The following is a 17,856-nucleotide window of genomic DNA, read 5'->3' as shown; positions in this document are numbered from 1 at the left end:
ACTACTCTACCTTAATTATTATTGGAATTTTAAACTCTGTTTTAACCTGTTGTCCTCGTTTTATTGCTGGAGAAATCTGTGGTAAATTATTTAGACTTTCATTTAAAAACGTGTTTATTTCTGGGATTTGCGCAGCTATTTTTGGATTGCTTTCAATATTCAATACACTTAAGTTTCCTTTCTCAGAAATAAAAAAAGTCATCTCAATAGTATCATTTAAATCTTCTGTAACCACAATTTTCCTTAATGCTAATTGCGAAGTGATATGGTTGGTAAGTGTCGTTTGAAAACATTGTTTACGAAACTCCTTGGTATCTGATGAACTACAATTATCAAACGATGGATATTCATCAACCTCATTCCAATTAAATGTCTCAAGTTCTTCTTTGACTATATCTTGAGAATTCACTTTCTTCTTGTCGAAATAATCGCAAGAAGTAAAGCAAATAATTAAAACAAAAATCTTTAGATACTTCATTATTGGATACTGAAGTGGAAAAGTACGATTTTTTTAAAATTAATCGGTCTTCATAAATTTCTCTTTTTTTAATTCGTCTATTTTATAGTTGACAAGTGTCTTGAATTTACTCTGCGGAAATCTGTTATTAAAGTTCTCAAATAGTTTAATACGAGCATCGATATCTTCATAATATTGGTCTTTAACATAAATTGACAAAAAGTGTGCTCGTTCATTTTTTGGATTTTCATCAATCGCTTTTTTATAAGCATCTATCGATTCTTTGTATTTTTTTTGCCGACTGTAAACACCAGCTAGTTTAATGTATTCAGCATCTAAAGGCTTATCTAATAGAGCAAGAGATTCCTTATAATATTTTTCGGCATTTTTAAAGTCATCTATATCTTGGTATAGTTGACCTAGAATAAACAAATTTGTAGCATTTTTAGGATCAAACTTTAAAGCTATTAATTGGTGTTCTATGGCTTTTTCAGGTTCGTAAACTCTATCATAGCAAAAACTTAATTTTTCATGAATAAATTGTGATGATTCGTTAAGCTCAAGTAATTTTTCAAACCATTTGGCTGCATTTCCATAATCTTCTTTCCAATAAAAATTTTGAGCTTTTAAGCTAATGAGTTCTTTATTATTGGCATACGTGCTTAAACCAATATCTATGTACCTATCAACCACTTTATGATGTCTTTTTGTTAAATGGTGTTTCGCAATTTGAAAAATAGTTTTTTGGTGTGTATTATCTAAATCGAATGCTGTTCTAAAACGATTCTGACTTGTAGAATCACCTAATTTTTGCATTACTAGACCACTTTCATAATGATAATTTGGATTTCTGTAATCAATATCGATAAGTTTATAAAAAACCTCCAAAGCTTCTTTGTGTTTTTTAACTCTAGTTAATAATTTACCATAATCGAACAAGGTTAATGCATCCTTTGGGTTTTTCTTTAGGCTATTTTCGTAATTAATTAGAGCCTCATCATAATTTCCTAAAGCGATGTATGCCTTAGCAATTTTATCGTAGACCTCATCTTGGTTTTTATGATTTTTATATGCTTCTATCGCTTTAGTATAATTACCATGCAAATACAAACTATCTGCTAGATGCAGTGTTTGTGTTTGCGCGTTTATCGCTACAAAACACATTAAAATTAATATTTGAAGTAAATTTTTCATGACACTCGTATCTTTAAAATAAACAGAGAAAAGCCAAAGTTTACACTAAGGCTTTTCAATTTACACCAATAATTTTTCAAAAAACTTATAACCAACTAATTTTTCTTTTCTCCTAACTCATACATTATTGGTACAGAATAGGGTACAATCACCGTAACTCCTTTGTGTTTTCCGGGAGTCATTTTTGGCAATGCTTTTAATACTCTTATGGCTTCTTTTTCTAATTCTGGATGTTTGGCCCTAACTCTAATAGATTCAATATATCCTGTTTTGTCTATCTTAAACATAGCCAATATTTTTTGTCTTGGTTCTAACTCGGAGTCTATATTTTTTGGTAAGTTTTTGCCAAATTCTTTAGAGATGAAATTAGCTAAACTGTTTTTAAAGCATTCTTTTAGTTTATCGCTAGAAGAGGTCACATTACAACCTGGATAAATTGGTGATTCATCGAGAGCTACTAAAGGCACTTCCTTAGAGTCTTGTTTTTCTACATCCTTTTTAGAATTTGAGTTTTCCGTTGTCAAATAACTAATAATCGCATTAGGGCTCTCTTTTACTTCAAAAACAATAGGCAACGAAAAAGGCACTACCACTCTTTTACCTTTTTGTTTTCCAGGAATCATTTTTGGGAGGCTTTTAATCACTCTTATGGCTTCTTCTTCTAATTTTGGGTGTGGAGCTCTCGCTTTTATATTAACAATTCTACCTTTTTCATCTATTTTAAACATAGTTATAATTGTTTGTCTTCCTAACAAGCCTAAATCTCCAGCTAAATTTGTATTAAAGTTTTTAGCCACATGCTTTTGAACAGCTTGAGACGTACACTTTCTTTGCTCTTCTGCAGAATTGAGCATTTTACATTCTTTAGACATAGGTGGTTGTTCTATATGTGAGTAAGGGACTTCAATATCCTGATTTTTATTAGGAACTTCTTCATGTTTGATTTTGTTGTTAGAAGGTTTATCATCTGTTTTGTCGGCTACTTCAAAAATAATTGGTAAGGAATAAGGCACCACTACTGTTTTACCTTTTTGTTTTCCAGGAATCATTTTTGGTAAGCTTTTAATGACTCTTTTGGCTTCTTCTTCTAATCTTGGATGTGGTGCTCTAGCAACTACGCCCTCAATATCACCTTCCTTATTGATTTTAAACATGACTCTAATGGTTTGTCTTCCTGTTAAGCCTAAATCTCCTGCTAAGTCTGCACTAAAATTTTCTAGAATATGTTTTGTAATAGCATCAGATGTACATTTTCTTTGTTCTTCGATTGAAGCGAGCGTTTCACAATCTTTAGACATTGGTGGTTGTTCTATAACATAAAAAGGAACCTCTACTTCATCAATCATTATACTTTCTTGTTGTGCGAGTTTTTTATCAGTGCTGTCAGCAACTTGAAAAATAATTGGCAAGGAATAAGGTACCACCACTGTTTCTCCTTTTTGTTTTCCAGGAATCATTTTTGGCAAGCTTTTAATTACTCTTTTGGCTTCTTCTTCTAGTCTTGGATGTGGTGCTCTTACCTTTACATCTATAATATTTCCTTCTTTATCTATTTTAAATACAGTAGCAATTTTTTGTCTTCCTGTTAAACCTAAGTCTCCAGCCAAGTCTGTACTAAAATTTTTTAGAATGTGTTTTGTAATAGCTTCAGACGTACATTTTCTTTGCTCTTCTCTAGATAGTGTTTCACAACCCTCAAACATTGGTGGCTGTTCTACTACATCAAATCCAACATTTACACTTGGGTTATTTATAAGTGCCGCTTTAGTATCATCGGTTTTATTGGCGCTAGAGAATTCATTTGGGTTAAAGTATGCAAAAATTCTTCTGCCGTTAACATCTGTCATCATGAGCTGCGTAAAAAATACGTCTTTAGATAATAGCTCCTTTTTCTTATTGTATTTATTTTTTTCTTCAGAAGTTAAATTATCCAAATCGTCAACTACCAATCTTAGCACACCATTTTCAATATTATTTTCCCAAATCTCTTTAGCTTCATCCGTTTTTTTCCATGCCAAATACTCCTTGTAATTTTTCAGATTTTTAATCACTTTTTCACGGTATAAAACAAATTCTTTGTTTATTTTTTCTTTATTAGGATTTGGATTTAGCATAATACTTTTATAGGAGTATTTAATATAGGCATTAGATTTTGCATGTTCATCTCTACTCAAAACATACTTGTCTTTTCGTTCCCGTTTTGCTTCATGATAATTTGCAATTCCTTCAGCTTTCATATCTAAAAACTCTTGATAATATTTTTCAACTAATTGTTCAAAGGTCAATTCTTGAGTTTCTGTTTTATTTATATTTTCTTGCGCATTTGATGAGGTATATACTAGGATCCCAAACACCACTGGAATTAACAAAGCATACTTAAACTTTACTATTTGTTTTGATTTTGATTTTGACAACATGATGATTCGTTTTTTAATTAATGATTTCTTAAAAAATGCATTGACAAATGATACATTTTGTGTGTCGAAAACTTGTGATAATAAATTTTGATAATAGTCCGACTTATTTTGAGTCTTTAAAGCCTCTTGGTCGGCAATAAATTCGTGTAATGAGCGTATTCGAGTTTGATACATATACACTAATGGATTAAACCAAAATACAATACGCTGTATCTCGAAAAACAAAAGATCCAACGTGTGTTTTTGAGTAACATGTACTAGCTCGTGCTTTATGATGACTTTTTGTTCTTCTTCTTTCAAGTTAGCACCTAAGAACACATAATGAAAAAATGAAAAAGCTGATGTACTGTTTATTAATTCCACTAACAATACATTCCCTTTCCATCGCTTTGGATTTTTATAGATAAGCAGAAGAATATGTACTATTTTAAAAACAAACAATAAGCTAGCAATAACAACTCCCAAATAAAACAATGTCTCTAAATTCCAAGAAAATGCTTGCTTTGTAATTTCAACTTCTGGTAAAACTATTTCTGCATTGCTAACTGTTTTGTTTCCAATAAACACTTCAGGTAATGTTACTATGTAATCTTTAGGTACTAATTCTTTAAAAGCAGTAACCTTAACAAACGGAAGTATTAATGACAATACAGATGTACCAATTAAGTAAAACCTGTTCCAATTAAAGAAGGTTTCTCTTTTTAAGAATACATCATAAACCAATAAAAAGAACACTTGAAAAGCGATGATTTGAATAATATACTGCACCATAATTATTCCTCTTTATTAATTTCTTTTAATACCGATTCTAGTTCGTTTAAATTGATATCATTCTTTTTTACAAAAAACGACACCATACTTTTAAAAGAGCCTTGAAAATAATTATCTACCAATTTATTGAGCGATTGGTTACTATAATCTTGTTGTTGCACTAAAGGGTAGTATATATGTCCTTTTCCTTTTTTATCATAATCCACAAAGCCCTTACTTTCTAATATTCTAACTATAGTAGAAACCGTATTATAGGCTGGTTTTGGTTCTGGCAATACATCTATAATGGCTTTAACGTTGGCTTTTTTTAATTGCCATAGTACTTGCATTATATCTTCTTCGGCTTTCGTTAACTGTTTCATTAAGTAAATTTTTAAACTAAGTTTTTAGTTGAATAATTATCAAATATAACTAATTTTTTAGTTTGAACTAATTTTTTAGTTAAAAAATGTAACATTTAGAGTGTACCTTCGTCATACATTCAGTACTAATATTACAAATAATTAATGGATATATTTTTAGTTTTTGTTGCTGGCCTATTTATGCTTTTAGGTATTATAGGTAGCTTTTTACCAATATTACCAGGTCCTTTAACTAGTTGGTTCGGGCTTTTAATTTTGCATCTTACTGATGCTATTCCTATGAACTGGGTGTTTCTAGGTATTTGGCTTACTGTTGCAATACTTATTTGGTTACTGGATTATTTTATTCCTGCCATGGGGACCAAAAGGTTTGGAGGTAGCAAGTATGGCATGATTGGGACTACTGTTGGGCTTTTAGTTGGTTTATTTTCTCCTATTCCATTTGGAATTATTATTGGTGCTTTTGTTGGTGCTTTAATTGGAGAGCTTATAAATAAAAATGACACAAATGTTGCTATAAAAGCTGCTTTTGGATCTTTTCTTGGGTTTTTAACCTCGACCTTTTTAAAGTTTATTTTTGCTGTAATCTTTTTAGGTCTCTACTTTGTAAAAGTTTGGGAGTATAAAAGTGTTTTATTTTAAAACAAAAACCTTATGACCAACAGAGTTAGTCATAAGGCGTGTCAATTGCTATTAATTCAACAAATAAATTAGAGGGATAATTAATTCTTCGTTGTCCCTTCAAAGATACTTAGAAACTTAAAAATTTTGTTGCGGTAAAACCGTAGACTTATTACGGAAAAACCGTAATATGCTGCAATACCAATATATTCGAGAGATTTTTAAGTCTAAAAAAAGTAATATTTTAACACTTTAGTACGAATTGGTCTACATATTTATTATAAAAAACCTCTTTCACGAGCTTCTTTTAGTAAGGTTTCATCTTTACCATCCTCAACATCAAACAATAATTTTAGGTGTTTTTTTCGCTTCTCTATAGCACTCATAGATAAATCTATGTGTTCTTTAAGGCTTTTTGTTTTTACTCCTTGAGATAATAAATGAAGAATTTTTCGGTTGGTTTCATCTAAATAAATATCGCTTGTTATAGCGGTGTTTAAAAAAGCACTAACCGTACTACTATAATAAGGAGGGCTAGATAAAATATGCTGAAAAGCTTCAGCCAACTCACTAGATGTTAGATCACTTTTAATTAATAAACCTTCGGGATTTATCCCTTTAATGATATTTAAAATTCTAAAAGACTCATTAAACATGGTGAGAATAATCACCTTAGCTTTTGGCAAATAGACTCTAGCAATTTTTGCTAAATCTTCTCCAGAAGTAATTAAACCATCCTTAGATGCTGGCAAACTTATATCAAAAAACAACACGTCATAGGGTTCGTTTTTCGCAGCTTTTAGAATTAGCTCATTCGCCATATCACAATCGTGAGCAATATCAATATCTAAATGTTGGTGAGATTTTTTAGTGGCAACCAAGGTCATCTGGTAGCCTTCGATAATCATTGGGTGATCATCGACCATTAGTATTTTTAAATGCTGTTCCATAATAGCTATTTGACCGGAATAAATATTTTTATAATTGTTCCAATGTCAATCTTAGAATAAACTTCAACTTTTCCCTCTATTTCGTTTATTCTGGAATTTATATTTTTTAAACCTATTCCTTTTCTAGCTTTGTTAACATTAAAGCCAGAACCATCGTCTTCGATAGTACATAAAATTACATTATTTTTTAATTGGAAACTAATTTTTACAAGGGTTGCGTTAGCATGTTTGTAAATATTTTGCATTGTTTCCTGCAACATTCTGTATATGTGTATTTTAGTTTTGTTAGGTATTTCTTCCCAATCTATATCATTATCGTTTAAAAACTCATATTTGAGATTATAAGCAGCCGTTTGTGTTTCTACTAATGCTTTTACAATGTCTATAAAACTTGAATCTGCAATGAAATCGGAATTTAAATCGTGTGATATTTTTCTAATTTCGGCTTCAATAGTCTTTAGTTGATCTATATATTGGCTTCTGGATTTAGCAGCATCTTCGGTTTGTACTAAGTTTAAACTATCTAAACTCAACCTGGTACCAAATAACTTTCCTAGGATGCCGTCGTGTAGCTCTTCCGAAATTCTCTTTTTTTCATGTGTTCGCCCTTCTTCAACCTTATCCTGTTGGGTTAACATTAAATTATAAATCTCTTCGTTAGTCTCTTGCTGTTGTTGTATAAACTTTAATTTTCGGTTTTTAGCTCTTTGGGAAATAATCACATACAAAAGAGTTAAGCTAATTAGCAAACCTATAGAGATTAATAACAAAAGTTGTCGTTCTTTAGATAGTTGTAAATTATTTTCTTCTATTTTATCAGTGTCAAACTCAATTCTTGCAAATTTATCACGAGCAGCTCTTTCATTTTGAACAAGACTGTCATTTAATTTTATATACTCATCCAAATAATACTTCCCCAAGCTCCCTCCTTCAATATCTGACATTAGCTTTAAAGATTTAAGAACTATATCATTAGAATTTGTTTCCTTTCCTAATTTATAATTTTCTTTACTGAGTAAAAATGCGGAATCTTTCTTATCAATAGAGAAATAAAATTCTGCCATGTCTTTTGTAATCTCCATTAATCCTAAAGAATAATTTAAGCTATCGCTTATCTTATATGCTAACTTAAACTGTTCTTCAATACCTTCTACATCGCTATCTTTTTTTAAGAATCTAGTATAAGCTATATTGCCTAATACAGTTGGATATAATTCAGGGTCAACATCAATTAATCTTTCATCACTAATTAACTCTTCATATATAGATAGTGCTTTTGAGTAATCACCCATTTGACTATAAGAAAAACCAATATTATTTTTCGTGTTTAAGTTAAAATATAATGGATCACTCATATCCTTAGCAATGTTTATACATTCATTATAATTCTTTATAGCTTCGTTGTGCTTTTCTAAACGCTCAGAAATAACAGCTAATAAATTATATAATTTCCATAATACATCAAGGGTTCTATCATTTTTTGGTAACGACTCAATTAAGCGTATTGCTTCTACAGCTGTCTCTTCACTTCCTTTATAATCTTTTGCTATCTCTTGAATATCTGCCATATTTAAGAGTACTTCTCCTTGATTCCTTATATCCTTTAATTCATAATAAATTTTTTCTGCATTATAGTAATAATGATATGCACTATCATTGTTCATTACCTGAGCGTGATACCAACCTAAACTCCTATTTGCTGTACCTAATGCCATAGAATCTTTAAGTTTTTGAGCTAATTTTAAATTTTCATGGTTTGTACTTCTGAATAAGTCTAGATTATCTAAATTTAGATACATGAATGAAAGGTTAATGTTACTTTTTAGAATAGTAGAATCTAATTTTAGTTCTTTAGAAAGTCTAACTGCATTTTTAGCATGCAACAATCTCCCTTCTAAATCTTGTTTAGAGTTTCTTGATAGCTTCCTAAGAACATTTATACTGTCTATTTTACTCAAAAAACTATCTTCTTGAGCATTTATAGAAAAAGAAATAAAAACCAAAAAGAGTAATCGAATATATTGCAATTTTTAAAGACTTAATTAAACTTAAATTTAGAACAAAATATAACAAAAAAACTGTCTAAAGGAAAATCTTAACATAAACTATAAAAAAAAAGCTTTTCATATAATTATATGAAAAGCTTAAGTTTAATTTATGATTAAGAAATTACATTTCTTGTGTAGGTCTAGATGTTCCTTTTTTTACACCAGCTATATACTTAAACTCACTTTTATCGACTTTTTGAAAGGTATCAGTAAGTTTAACATCTGTTTTCTTACTTGTTCCAGAAATAGTTAAGCAAAATATTGCTGCAATCATTAAGGTAATTTTTAGGGACTTCATAGTTATCGTGTTTAGGTTTATAAATTGTCTATTTTATTACATATTTTTTAAAATTTAAATACATAATCTATCTGCAATTAAAACTACAGAGAGGGATAATAAAATGGACTAATTATTTCTAAACACACTATGGTGCTTAAATTGAGGGAATACATTTTAAAACAAAAAATGTACTAATAATAAGGATTAATTAAATTTCTTAAAAACAGAGGGAATATTTTGGGGCTTTTAAGAACTGTAAATGTAGAGTCAGTTACGACGAAGTATTAAAAAATACGATGAAATGTATAAAATAATCGATGAACTGTTGTTGAAAAGTATTTTTCCTACAAATATTATGAGTTTATCAGAACTTTTTGTATGACAATATATGGGTTTTTATAATATCGCTCTTCTTAATACTGAAATTGGGTGCTTAGAAATTCTGTTAACACCATCATTAATTTGATGTCTACAACTTGTTCCAGCAGCAACAAAAATAGTTTCATTATCTATATGACGTACTTTATCAAACAAAGATTCTTCTCCAATTTGCATACTTAACTTATAATGTTCCTTTTCATACCCAAAAGATCCAGCCATTCCACAACAACCAGTATTCATAATTGTTACAGTAAAGTTTTTGGGCAAAGACAGCATATTAAATGTATGTGACATATTACTTAACGCTTTTTGATGACAATGACCATGTATTTTAATTATCTTCATTTCTTTACTAAAGCTATTTGATGAGATTTTATTTTGCTTAATTTGAGCGTCTAGAAACTCCTCAATAGTAAATGTGTGTTTTGAAATTTCTTGAGCAGCACTTTTATCATCTGCTAATCTTAAATACTCATCTCTAAAGGTTAATATTGCTGAAGGCTCAATACCAACTAAGGGAACTTCACTATTTACTTTATCTTTAAAAATTTTAATATTCTTGTTTGCAATGTCTTTCGCTTTATCTAAAATTCCTTTAGAAATATAGCTTCTTCCACTTTCTTCATGGTTTATAATATTGACTTTATACCCTAAATGTGATAGTAACGTAATAGTGTCAATTCCAATTTCAACATCATAATAATTAGTAAATTCATCTATAAATAAATAGAGCTCTCCATTATTGAGTTGCTGCATCTCAAATTGTTTCTTGTTCTTTTCAAACCATCTATAAAAAGTTGTTTTATAAAGCTTAGGAATACTCCTTTCTATAGCAACTCCCATTAGCTTCTTAGCTATTGAGGTATTTAATAATGTATTAGTAATTATAGGAAGCTTGCTCCCTAGTTTGTTCCACTTATTGTTTGAAGCAAACAATTTAGTTCTAAAAGGAATACCATGAGTTTTGTAATATTGATGTTGAAATTCTGCTTTTAACATAGATACATCCACATTACTAGGACACTCGCTAGCACAAGCCTTACAACTTAAACATAAATCGAAAACCTGTTTCAACTCTTCACTATCAAACTTATTTACTTTACTAGAAGTCGTTAATACTTCTCTTAAAGCATTTGCACGAGCTCTTGTAGAATCTTTTTCGTTTTTTGTCGCTCTATAACTTGGGCACATGGTTCCTCCTGCAAATGATGGTTTTCTACAATCTCCTGAGCCATTACATTTCTCTGCTGCCCGAAGAATTCCAAGGCTATCTGAAAAGTCAATAAGAGTATCTATATCTGGTTCAATTCTATCTTTTTCGTATCTAAGATTTTCATCCATTGGAAAAGGATTTACGATCTTACCTTCATTAAATATATTATCTGGATCGAAAGTCGATTTAACCTTTCTCACTAATTCGTAATTCTTTTTGCCAATCATTATTGGAATAAACTCAGCTCTAACAATACCATCCCCATGTTCGCCACTAAAAGAGCCTCCATATTTTTTTACAAGAAGTGCAGTTTCATGTGTTATTTGACGAAATAATTTTACATCTGCTTCTTTTTTTAAATTCAGTATTGGACGTAAATGTAATTCGCCAGCTCCTGCATGCGCATAATAGACCGCTTTTTGATCAAACTTGTCCATAATCGCAGTAAACTCTTCAATATAATTAGGAAGATCAACTACCTCAACTGCTGTATCTTCTATGCAAGGCACAGCTTTTTTATCTCCAACGATATTTCCTAACAAACCCAAGCCAGCTTTTCGTAATTCAATGGTTTTATTAATATCATTACCTAACAACATTGGATAACTGTATCCAAAATTATTCTGTTTTAAATCTTCAATAACCTTTTCTGCAAGAGCTTTTGCTTTTTCAATATCGCTAGAACTCACTTGAAGCATTAAAATAGCTTCGGGATCTCCTTCAACAAAAAATCGATTTTTAAGTTGTTCTCGATTATTTTTAGTGCAATCTAAAATGGTTTTATCCATTAATTCGCACATGTATAAATCGTGCTTCATAGCACATACTACTGCTTTTAAACTTTCATTGATACTGGTAAAATGTGCAGCAACTAAAACGCTATTGTTAGGAGGAAGCTCATTTAATTTTAAAGTGATTTCAGTTGTAAACGCAAGCGTTCCTTCACTTCCACATAATAGCTTTGCAATGTTTAATGGGTTATTTGAGTTATTAAAAACTTCTGAATCAATTAAAGCATCTAAAGCATATCCTGTATTTCTACGATGAATATTAGACTTGGGAAACTCTTTAGTTATTTCTTTTTGTACTTCTTCTTTAGAAAATTCATCAGAAAGCATTTTATAGATGTTTCCTTCTAAATTATTTAACTTCCGTTTTTTATGAAATTCATCTTTAGATAGCTCACCAAAAACAACTTCGGAGCCATCACTCAAAACTGATTTAAGCGCTAAAATCTTATCTCTAGTAACACCATACTTAATTGATGTCGTTCCAGAAGAATTATTACCAACCATTCCTCCAATCATACAACGATTACTTGTAGAGGTGTTTGGCCCAAAAAATAAACCATGAGGCTTTAAAAATTCATTAAGCTCATCTCGAATAACTCCTGGCTGAACTTTTACAGTTTTCTGGTCTTTGTTAAACTCAAGTATTTTATTAAAATATTTAGACGTGTCTACAACAATACCATTACCAACACATTGACCTGCTAACGAGGTTCCAGCTGCTCTAGGAATGAGTGTTATTTTATTGGTCGTTGCAAAAGCAATCAATGATTTAATATCATTAACAGTTTTAGGTATCGCCACTGCTTCTGGAAGCATTCTATAGGCAGATGCGTCAGTAGCATAAATAGAACGATGGAGATTATCAAAATATAGTTCTCCTGAAAAATTAGCTTTTAAATCGTTATAAATTTGGCTCTCTATATGCAACATTAATATATTATGTTGTAAATATAAGTAATGCCATTAAATAGAATAAGAATAACTTAATGTGAGTTCTGTTTTCTAAGTTTTAGAATATAATTGTTAATTAATGATTTCTCAATAAGAGTATTTTTCGTCATTCCTAACGTAGTATGAGGAGGAATCTCATAATTATAAGAGATTTCTCGTTGTTCATTCTTCAGTCTGTTTAAAATGATAAGTAATTCTAAAAAATAGTTTAAAAAGTGCACACTCTTATTTATATCTAACTCATATAAACTTTTATACTAAAAAAAATAGAAACTTAAATACTAACGGAATTTCATATCCCAAGATATTCCAAAAGAATAAATCCAAAAATAAGAACCAGGATCAAAACTAATTTCTTGATGAGATACACCTGCTTGAGCTCCCCAAGAATTTTTATTATTCTTTGATGTAAAATAATACCCTAAATTAAATTTTTGCGAATTAAGGTCGATTATAGAGTTTTCGTTTCCTTCAAAGTTAAATCTATAAATTTCTGGTGAAAATCCCATACCTGCTTCAATACTTAAATAATTGTTTGCATCTTTTCTATACTTTCTATAAGTAAGTGCTCCAGATTTACTTGCTTTAGGTTCTCCAGGTGTTACATAAGCTCTAAATGACCAATAACTATTGCCTGAATACCAACCTACTGAACCAGTATAAATAGTTGTAGTAGAGCTATACTTTAGCGATCTAAAACCTAAGGAAGCTTCAAGGCTTAAAGGCAAAGACTTGTGCAATTCTGCTCCATATCTAACATCTGGATATAAAAATGAATTAGACATCCCAAAGTTTACATAAGCATACAACCCTTTAGTAATTCTTGGATAAGCATCTATTTCAAACTGTGCTCCAGTTGAAGCAAAACGCCTACTAACATTTAATTTACCATGAATACTACCATACTTTGTTTCTCTAACATATTTTAATAAATAATACTGCATTGGATCAAAAACTTCAGAATATACATCTACAGAACTTTTTAGTCCAATTGTATTTAAACTCAAATCATCTATTAAACTCTTTTTGTATGCAATGGTCTTTTCATGATTAGGGTTTATTAAAAGGCTATTATTAATTGTAACTAGGGCTTCTTGTTTTTTTCCTGAAGCATCTTCGGCGCTTGCTTTTAAATATAAAATATCTGGATTATTAGGGAAATGTTTTAAAGCATCTATAGACATATCTAAAGCTCTAAAAGTAGATTCACTCCATAATTCATTTTTAATAGCTGCTTCCCAAGTATCTAATCTTTTTGGGCTTTGTTTTAGTACATAAGCAAACTCTTTTCTAGCTTTTTTATATGCTCCATCCCAAGAATACGTACTAGCTAGAAACGAGCGAATATCATGGTAATTAGGATACTTAGTTAGTATTAGTAATAATGTATCTTGTGCCTGCTTACGCTGATTGTTAAAAGCCATTTCTCTAGCAACTTCAAAAGCTCTATCTGGATCACCTTTAAATTCTTTTTGCTGAGCAAATCCGCAAAGCGTTAAAGAAAACAGTATTATAAAAATTATCTTTTTCATGATTTGTATTGCTTATTTTAAACTTGCTTTAAATGTTTTATACTCTTGAATATTTGGATGAATTTTAAGAATACTATCTATAACTCCATTTGCCTGCTCAACTTTTTCTAATCGCTGATATGCTTTTGCCATTTTAAAACTTATTTCTGGGTTTAGCACTTCATTTGCAATAGCTTGTTGGAAAACTTCTTTTGATTTCTCATCCTGAACAGACCACCAATACAAATCGAGAATAGCCAAATAGGCATCGTCGTAATATGGCGAACGTTGTATGGCATTTAACAACACTTTTTCAGACTGCTCATAAACTCCTTCCCATGCTAGGGTTCGTCCTTTTAAAATTCTTGCATCCGTATAATTAGGAAATTCATTTAAAATATAATCACATAGTATTCGAGTTGTTTTATAATCTTTTTTAAAGGCTATATCTCTTGCAATAAACAATAGCTCATCAAAGGTTTTGTCTTTAGAGTACTTATTAATTACTGCTAGTTGCTCTTTAGTAAACTTAATTTTTGGAGTCACGTAAATATTAAGTGAATCTGGGAAAATTTTATTTCTTTGAGTTACGTAAGCATTCATTTTTTTAAACGCCAATAAAGAATCTTCAATGGTTTTTTTAATCTCTTCTTCGGTCACTTTATAAGTTCCAAAGTCTTCATTTATTTTAAATAACTCGCCTCCTGCATATAAGTAATCCTTATAAATCATATCATCTAAACTACCCTTATAGCGCATTAATGGGATGTTTTTAACATTTCTAAATTGCTTAGTAGTATCAAGCCCTTTCCCTATCCAAGGCGTTACTTCTAGAGGTTTTAATTTATGATTGTTAGACAAGTAACTTAATAAACTTGGAGCAACATCCCAATGCGATGAAACAGATCTAAATTTTTCTGGTTTTTTAAGCATTGGGCTGTAAATAAGAAATGGTACATGAAATCTACATAGCTTATCCTTTTGAGTAATTGGTATTAGTCTATGATCGCCTGTTATAATAAAAATAGTATTATTATAATCTGGTCTCTTGGAGTATTCTTCCATAAACGTTTGTATACTTTCATCTGTATATAGTAAACATCCAAAAATATCTTTATGATTAGAAACTCTTTCTTTGTAGCTGTCAGATTTTATTGAATTACTTATTGCTTCTTCAACTCTAGATATATAAGCCTCTTTGTTTGGAAACTCAAATGGCTCATGATTGGACAATGTCATTACAATATCTAACCTAGGTTGCTTTTCTACATCAATAGAAGCTATTGTTTTTCTAAAAATTTCACTATCTGGATAACCCCAAGAAAAACCTCCATCATTGCTTTTAGTTTTAATAAAATCTGAACCATATTTGTTTTCGTCAATTAGATTATGAACCCCATTATATTCAAGGAAATTTACTTTTCTATCAAAACTAGATGGTCCTCCAGAAAAATATGATGTTTGATATCCGTTATGTTTTAAAACACTTATTAATGATAGATGCGATGGCACATCGGTTAATTCTAAAAAGCCTGTTTCACCATAAGGCAACGAACCTAATAATGATGGTAAAATCCCAAAGGATCTTCCAGTAGTACTAATAAAATTATCCCAATAAAGTGACTTAGAAATAAGAGAGTCTAAATAAGGTGTGAAACCACTATACTGATTATTTGCAACAAACTCAGCACCTAAACCTTCAACAACTATAATTACCACATTTGGTTTTTCTTCTCCGCTTTCAATAAATGTAGATAAAACATCTTCTGTTTTATTAAACGGTTTTAATAATGGGTAATCTTCTCTATCAAATAAGTTAAGCGCACTTATTCTATTTTTCTCTTTCTGAAATTTTATAATATCCTTAGTTAGAAATGCTGTTTTGTTTTGATATAATTCTGAAGATACTTCTGGGAAAACTAACTTTAAGCTGCCAAATAATAATATGAAAAATAACCCTACTCCAATTGCTTTATGCTGGTTTACAAATTTTTTAACCACTAAAAAAGCAGCAAAAAATAATAGTGGAAAAATTATAAATGGCAGTAAATAAGTAATAGAAACAGATTCTGAAGCTGACACCGTACTTGTAACATCATCATAAGAATATCCTAAAATGTCTGCGCCTAAGTTTATAAGCGTCGTTAAACTATATTTTACTAATGAAAATTGTAATATTATTAATAAGAGAAATAAAATATTAATAACAATAAATGCAGCTTTTTTTGAAAAAAATTGAACTATATAAAATATTGGAAACATTACTATCCCAATAGTTATTCCAGTCCAGAAATCGTTTATGAGTTTATAAATAATAGCTGAACCCATGTTTGGGATTACTATTCCTGATGTTCTTGAAAAATATAGTTCATAGAAACTTACAGCCCAAAAAACACTTATTAATGCTAATATTAAATAAGCATAGCTATAGATTTTATCTTTTTTAATACTAAATTTCATATCAATATATTTTTAGGCTTCAACAGTTCCAAGACCTTTCCGTTCCATTTGTCCCCATTTTATTTTTTTATTAAAGTAGTAATCAAAATTACCTCTAATAGCAGCATACAGAATAAATGGATGCAGCACAAAAGGCTCTAATGCACTTAATAATACCAATTTAAAACCTGTTCCTTTCTTTTTGTATTGATGAAAAGTTAGTTCCTCTGAATAAATAGCAACTATTGAAAATAATACCGAAAACAAATATGCCAGAAATAAAAATGTTAAAGCGAATTCCCATCTCACTTCATTTAATGCTACTAAGATTACAAAATAGATAATACCAACTGTTTCAATTATTGGTGCTAAGCGTTCAAAAATTAACCAATAAGGATAACTTAATAAACCAAACGCCCCATACTTAGGGTTAAATCCAATTTTACGATGCTTTTTTAAAGTTTCTATAGTACCTCTAGTCCATCTATTTCTTTGTGAAATAAATATTTTATAAGTATCTGGTGCTTCTGTCCAACAAAGAGGGTCAGGAATATAAGATACTTTATATTTTCTTCCTTGCTCTTCCATGTAGCGACGCATTCTCACAATAATTTCCATATCTTCTCCAACAGTATTTGTGTCATAACCTCCAACAGTAATAGCAATTTCTTTATCAAAAATGCCAAAGGCACCAGAAATTACTAATAAACCATTTAGTCTACTCCAAGCCATTCTACCTAAAAGGAAGGCTCTTAAATACTCTAAAATTTGAGATTGAACCAATAAGCTTTTTGGAAGATTTACATCAATTAGTTTTCCACCTCTAATGACACATGAATTAGCAATACGAATAACACCACCTGTTGCAATAACTTTAGAGTCTGTGACCTCTAGAAAAGGCTTAATCATTTTTTGAAGTGCATTTTCAAGCAATAAACAATCAACATCAATACAAGCCACATATTTACTTTTACTTATATTAAGTCCCATATTTAAAGCATCTGCTTTTCCTCCATTTTCTTTATCAACAACCATAAGTTTTTCGAAAGCTGGATTTTTCGATTTAAAAACACCTGCCCTTAATGGTTGCGTTTTTAGTTTTTCATTTATTATATACTCTATCTTTTCTAAATCATAAGCCTCAATCAGTTTTTCTAAACTATCATCCTTACTTCCATCATTTACTATAACCACGCTGTAATTAACATAATGATTAGATAATAAGGATCTAACATTTTCAACAATATTTAAACTTTCATTATATGCTGGAGCTATGATTGTAATCGAAGGAGATTCAGTCGACGATAAAATATCTTTATAATTAACAAAACTGTTTCTTCTTAAATATTTTATAGTTTCTTTACCAGAAAGAATTGACAAAACTATATATGAAAAAATAGCTGCAAACGCATATCCAAAAAATAGATAATGGAGTATTTGTAGTATTATTTTAACTGTACTAGTATCCAT

Annotated in this window: 12 protein-coding genes; 1 reads left to right on the top strand and 11 read right to left on the bottom strand. The window is 30.1% G+C overall.

Translation table 11 applies throughout. The annotated features are described in order from the left end of the window. Position 1 precedes the first annotated feature (1 nt). The 4 genes from ABGB03_RS00755 to ABGB03_RS00740 form a co-directional block, all read right to left on the bottom strand. Positions 2-478, bottom strand: a complete 477-nt coding sequence (locus ABGB03_RS00755; RefSeq protein WP_347923997.1) for a hypothetical protein — start codon at positions 476-478, stop codon at positions 2-4. 39 nt (positions 479-517) lie between these two features. Further along, a complete protein-coding gene (locus ABGB03_RS00750) occupies positions 518-1,651 on the bottom strand; it encodes a tetratricopeptide repeat protein (RefSeq protein ID WP_347923995.1) in 1,134 nt (377 codons plus the stop codon). Positions 1,652-1,746: 95 nt separating this feature from the next. Next, entirely contained in the window at positions 1,747-4,839 is a 3,093-nt protein-coding gene (locus ABGB03_RS00745; protein WP_347923993.1) for an energy transducer TonB, read from the bottom strand. 2 nt (positions 4,840-4,841) lie between these two features. Beyond that, positions 4,842-5,201, bottom strand: coding sequence for a BlaI/MecI/CopY family transcriptional regulator (locus tag ABGB03_RS00740; RefSeq protein WP_347923991.1), 360 nt, complete (start codon positions 5,199-5,201; stop codon positions 4,842-4,844). A 144-nt stretch (positions 5,202-5,345) separates the two neighbouring features. Here ABGB03_RS00740 and ABGB03_RS00735 point away from each other — a divergent pair, with 144 nt between their 5' ends. After that, on the top strand, positions 5,346-5,843 hold the full coding sequence (locus ABGB03_RS00735; RefSeq protein ID WP_347923989.1) for a DUF456 domain-containing protein: 498 nt from the start codon (positions 5,346-5,348) through the stop codon (positions 5,841-5,843). 257 nt (positions 5,844-6,100) lie between these two features. Here ABGB03_RS00735 and ABGB03_RS00730 read toward each other — a convergent pair whose 3' ends face one another. The 7 genes from ABGB03_RS00730 to ABGB03_RS00700 all read right to left on the bottom strand — a co-directional run bounded on the left by ABGB03_RS00730 (position 6,101) and on the right by ABGB03_RS00700 (position 17,856). Beyond that, the gene (locus tag ABGB03_RS00730; protein WP_347923987.1) at positions 6,101-6,772 is read right to left on the bottom strand and encodes a DNA-binding response regulator; all 672 of its coding nucleotides are present in this window, start codon (positions 6,770-6,772) and stop codon (positions 6,101-6,103) included. Between the two features lie 5 nt (positions 6,773-6,777). Further along, entirely contained in the window at positions 6,778-8,730 is a 1,953-nt protein-coding gene (locus tag ABGB03_RS00725) for a tetratricopeptide repeat protein (RefSeq protein WP_347923986.1), read from the bottom strand. A gap of 211 nt (positions 8,731-8,941) precedes the next feature. Continuing rightward, positions 8,942-9,118 (bottom strand): hypothetical protein, encoded by a 177-nt coding sequence (locus ABGB03_RS00720; RefSeq protein ID WP_347923984.1) that lies wholly within the window; start codon positions 9,116-9,118, stop codon positions 8,942-8,944. Between the two features lie 378 nt (positions 9,119-9,496). Further along, positions 9,497-12,415, bottom strand: a complete 2,919-nt coding sequence (locus tag ABGB03_RS00715) for an FAD-linked oxidase C-terminal domain-containing protein (protein WP_347923982.1) — start codon at positions 12,413-12,415, stop codon at positions 9,497-9,499. A gap of 302 nt (positions 12,416-12,717) precedes the next feature. Next, complete coding sequence (locus ABGB03_RS00710) at positions 12,718-13,968, bottom strand: YaiO family outer membrane beta-barrel protein (protein ID WP_347923981.1); 1,251 nt, start codon at positions 13,966-13,968, stop codon at positions 12,718-12,720. A 12-nt stretch (positions 13,969-13,980) separates the two neighbouring features. After that, positions 13,981-16,407: a sulfatase-like hydrolase/transferase gene (locus ABGB03_RS00705; protein ID WP_347923979.1), complete on the bottom strand. Its 2,427-nt coding sequence runs from the start codon at positions 16,405-16,407 to the stop codon at positions 13,981-13,983. Between the two features lie 12 nt (positions 16,408-16,419). Beyond that, positions 16,420-17,856 carry a glycosyltransferase gene (locus ABGB03_RS00700; RefSeq protein ID WP_347923977.1) on the bottom strand — a complete coding sequence of 479 codons (1,437 nt, stop codon included), beginning with the start codon at positions 17,854-17,856 and terminating at the stop codon, positions 16,420-16,422.

The sequence above is a fragment of the Pontimicrobium sp. SW4 genome, assembly GCF_039954625.1.
Classification (GTDB): Bacteria; Bacteroidota; Bacteroidia; order Flavobacteriales; family Flavobacteriaceae; genus Pontimicrobium.
This window is presented reverse-complemented; position numbering and strand designations above follow the sequence as displayed.

What these genes read in the sequence shown, in the direction of transcription:
- ABGB03_RS00720 (WP_347923984.1), bottom strand. Translation starts at nt 9,118, where the DNA reads ATGAAGTCCCTAAAAATTACCTTAATGATTGCAGCAATATTTTGCTTA.
- ABGB03_RS00735 (WP_347923989.1), top strand. Translation starts at nt 5,346, where the DNA reads ATGGATATATTTTTAGTTTTTGTTGCTGGCCTATTTATGCTTTTAGGT.
- ABGB03_RS00715 (WP_347923982.1), bottom strand. Translation starts at nt 12,415, where the DNA reads ATGTTGCATATAGAGAGCCAAATTTATAACGATTTAAAAGCTAATTTT.
- ABGB03_RS00745 (WP_347923993.1), bottom strand. Translation starts at nt 4,839, where the DNA reads ATGGTGCAGTATATTATTCAAATCATCGCTTTTCAAGTGTTCTTTTTA.
- ABGB03_RS00700 (WP_347923977.1), bottom strand. Translation starts at nt 17,856, where the DNA reads ATGGATACTAGTACAGTTAAAATAATACTACAAATACTCCATTATCTA.
- ABGB03_RS00755 (WP_347923997.1), bottom strand. Translation starts at nt 478, where the DNA reads ATGAAGTATCTAAAGATTTTTGTTTTAATTATTTGCTTTACTTCTTGC.
- ABGB03_RS00730 (WP_347923987.1), bottom strand. Translation starts at nt 6,772, where the DNA reads ATGGAACAGCATTTAAAAATACTAATGGTCGATGATCACCCAATGATT.
- ABGB03_RS00750 (WP_347923995.1), bottom strand. Translation starts at nt 1,651, where the DNA reads ATGAAAAATTTACTTCAAATATTAATTTTAATGTGTTTTGTAGCGATA.
- ABGB03_RS00705 (WP_347923979.1), bottom strand. Translation starts at nt 16,407, where the DNA reads ATGAAATTTAGTATTAAAAAAGATAAAATCTATAGCTATGCTTATTTA.
- ABGB03_RS00710 (WP_347923981.1), bottom strand. Translation starts at nt 13,968, where the DNA reads ATGAAAAAGATAATTTTTATAATACTGTTTTCTTTAACGCTTTGCGGA.
- ABGB03_RS00740 (WP_347923991.1), bottom strand. Translation starts at nt 5,201, where the DNA reads ATGAAACAGTTAACGAAAGCCGAAGAAGATATAATGCAAGTACTATGG.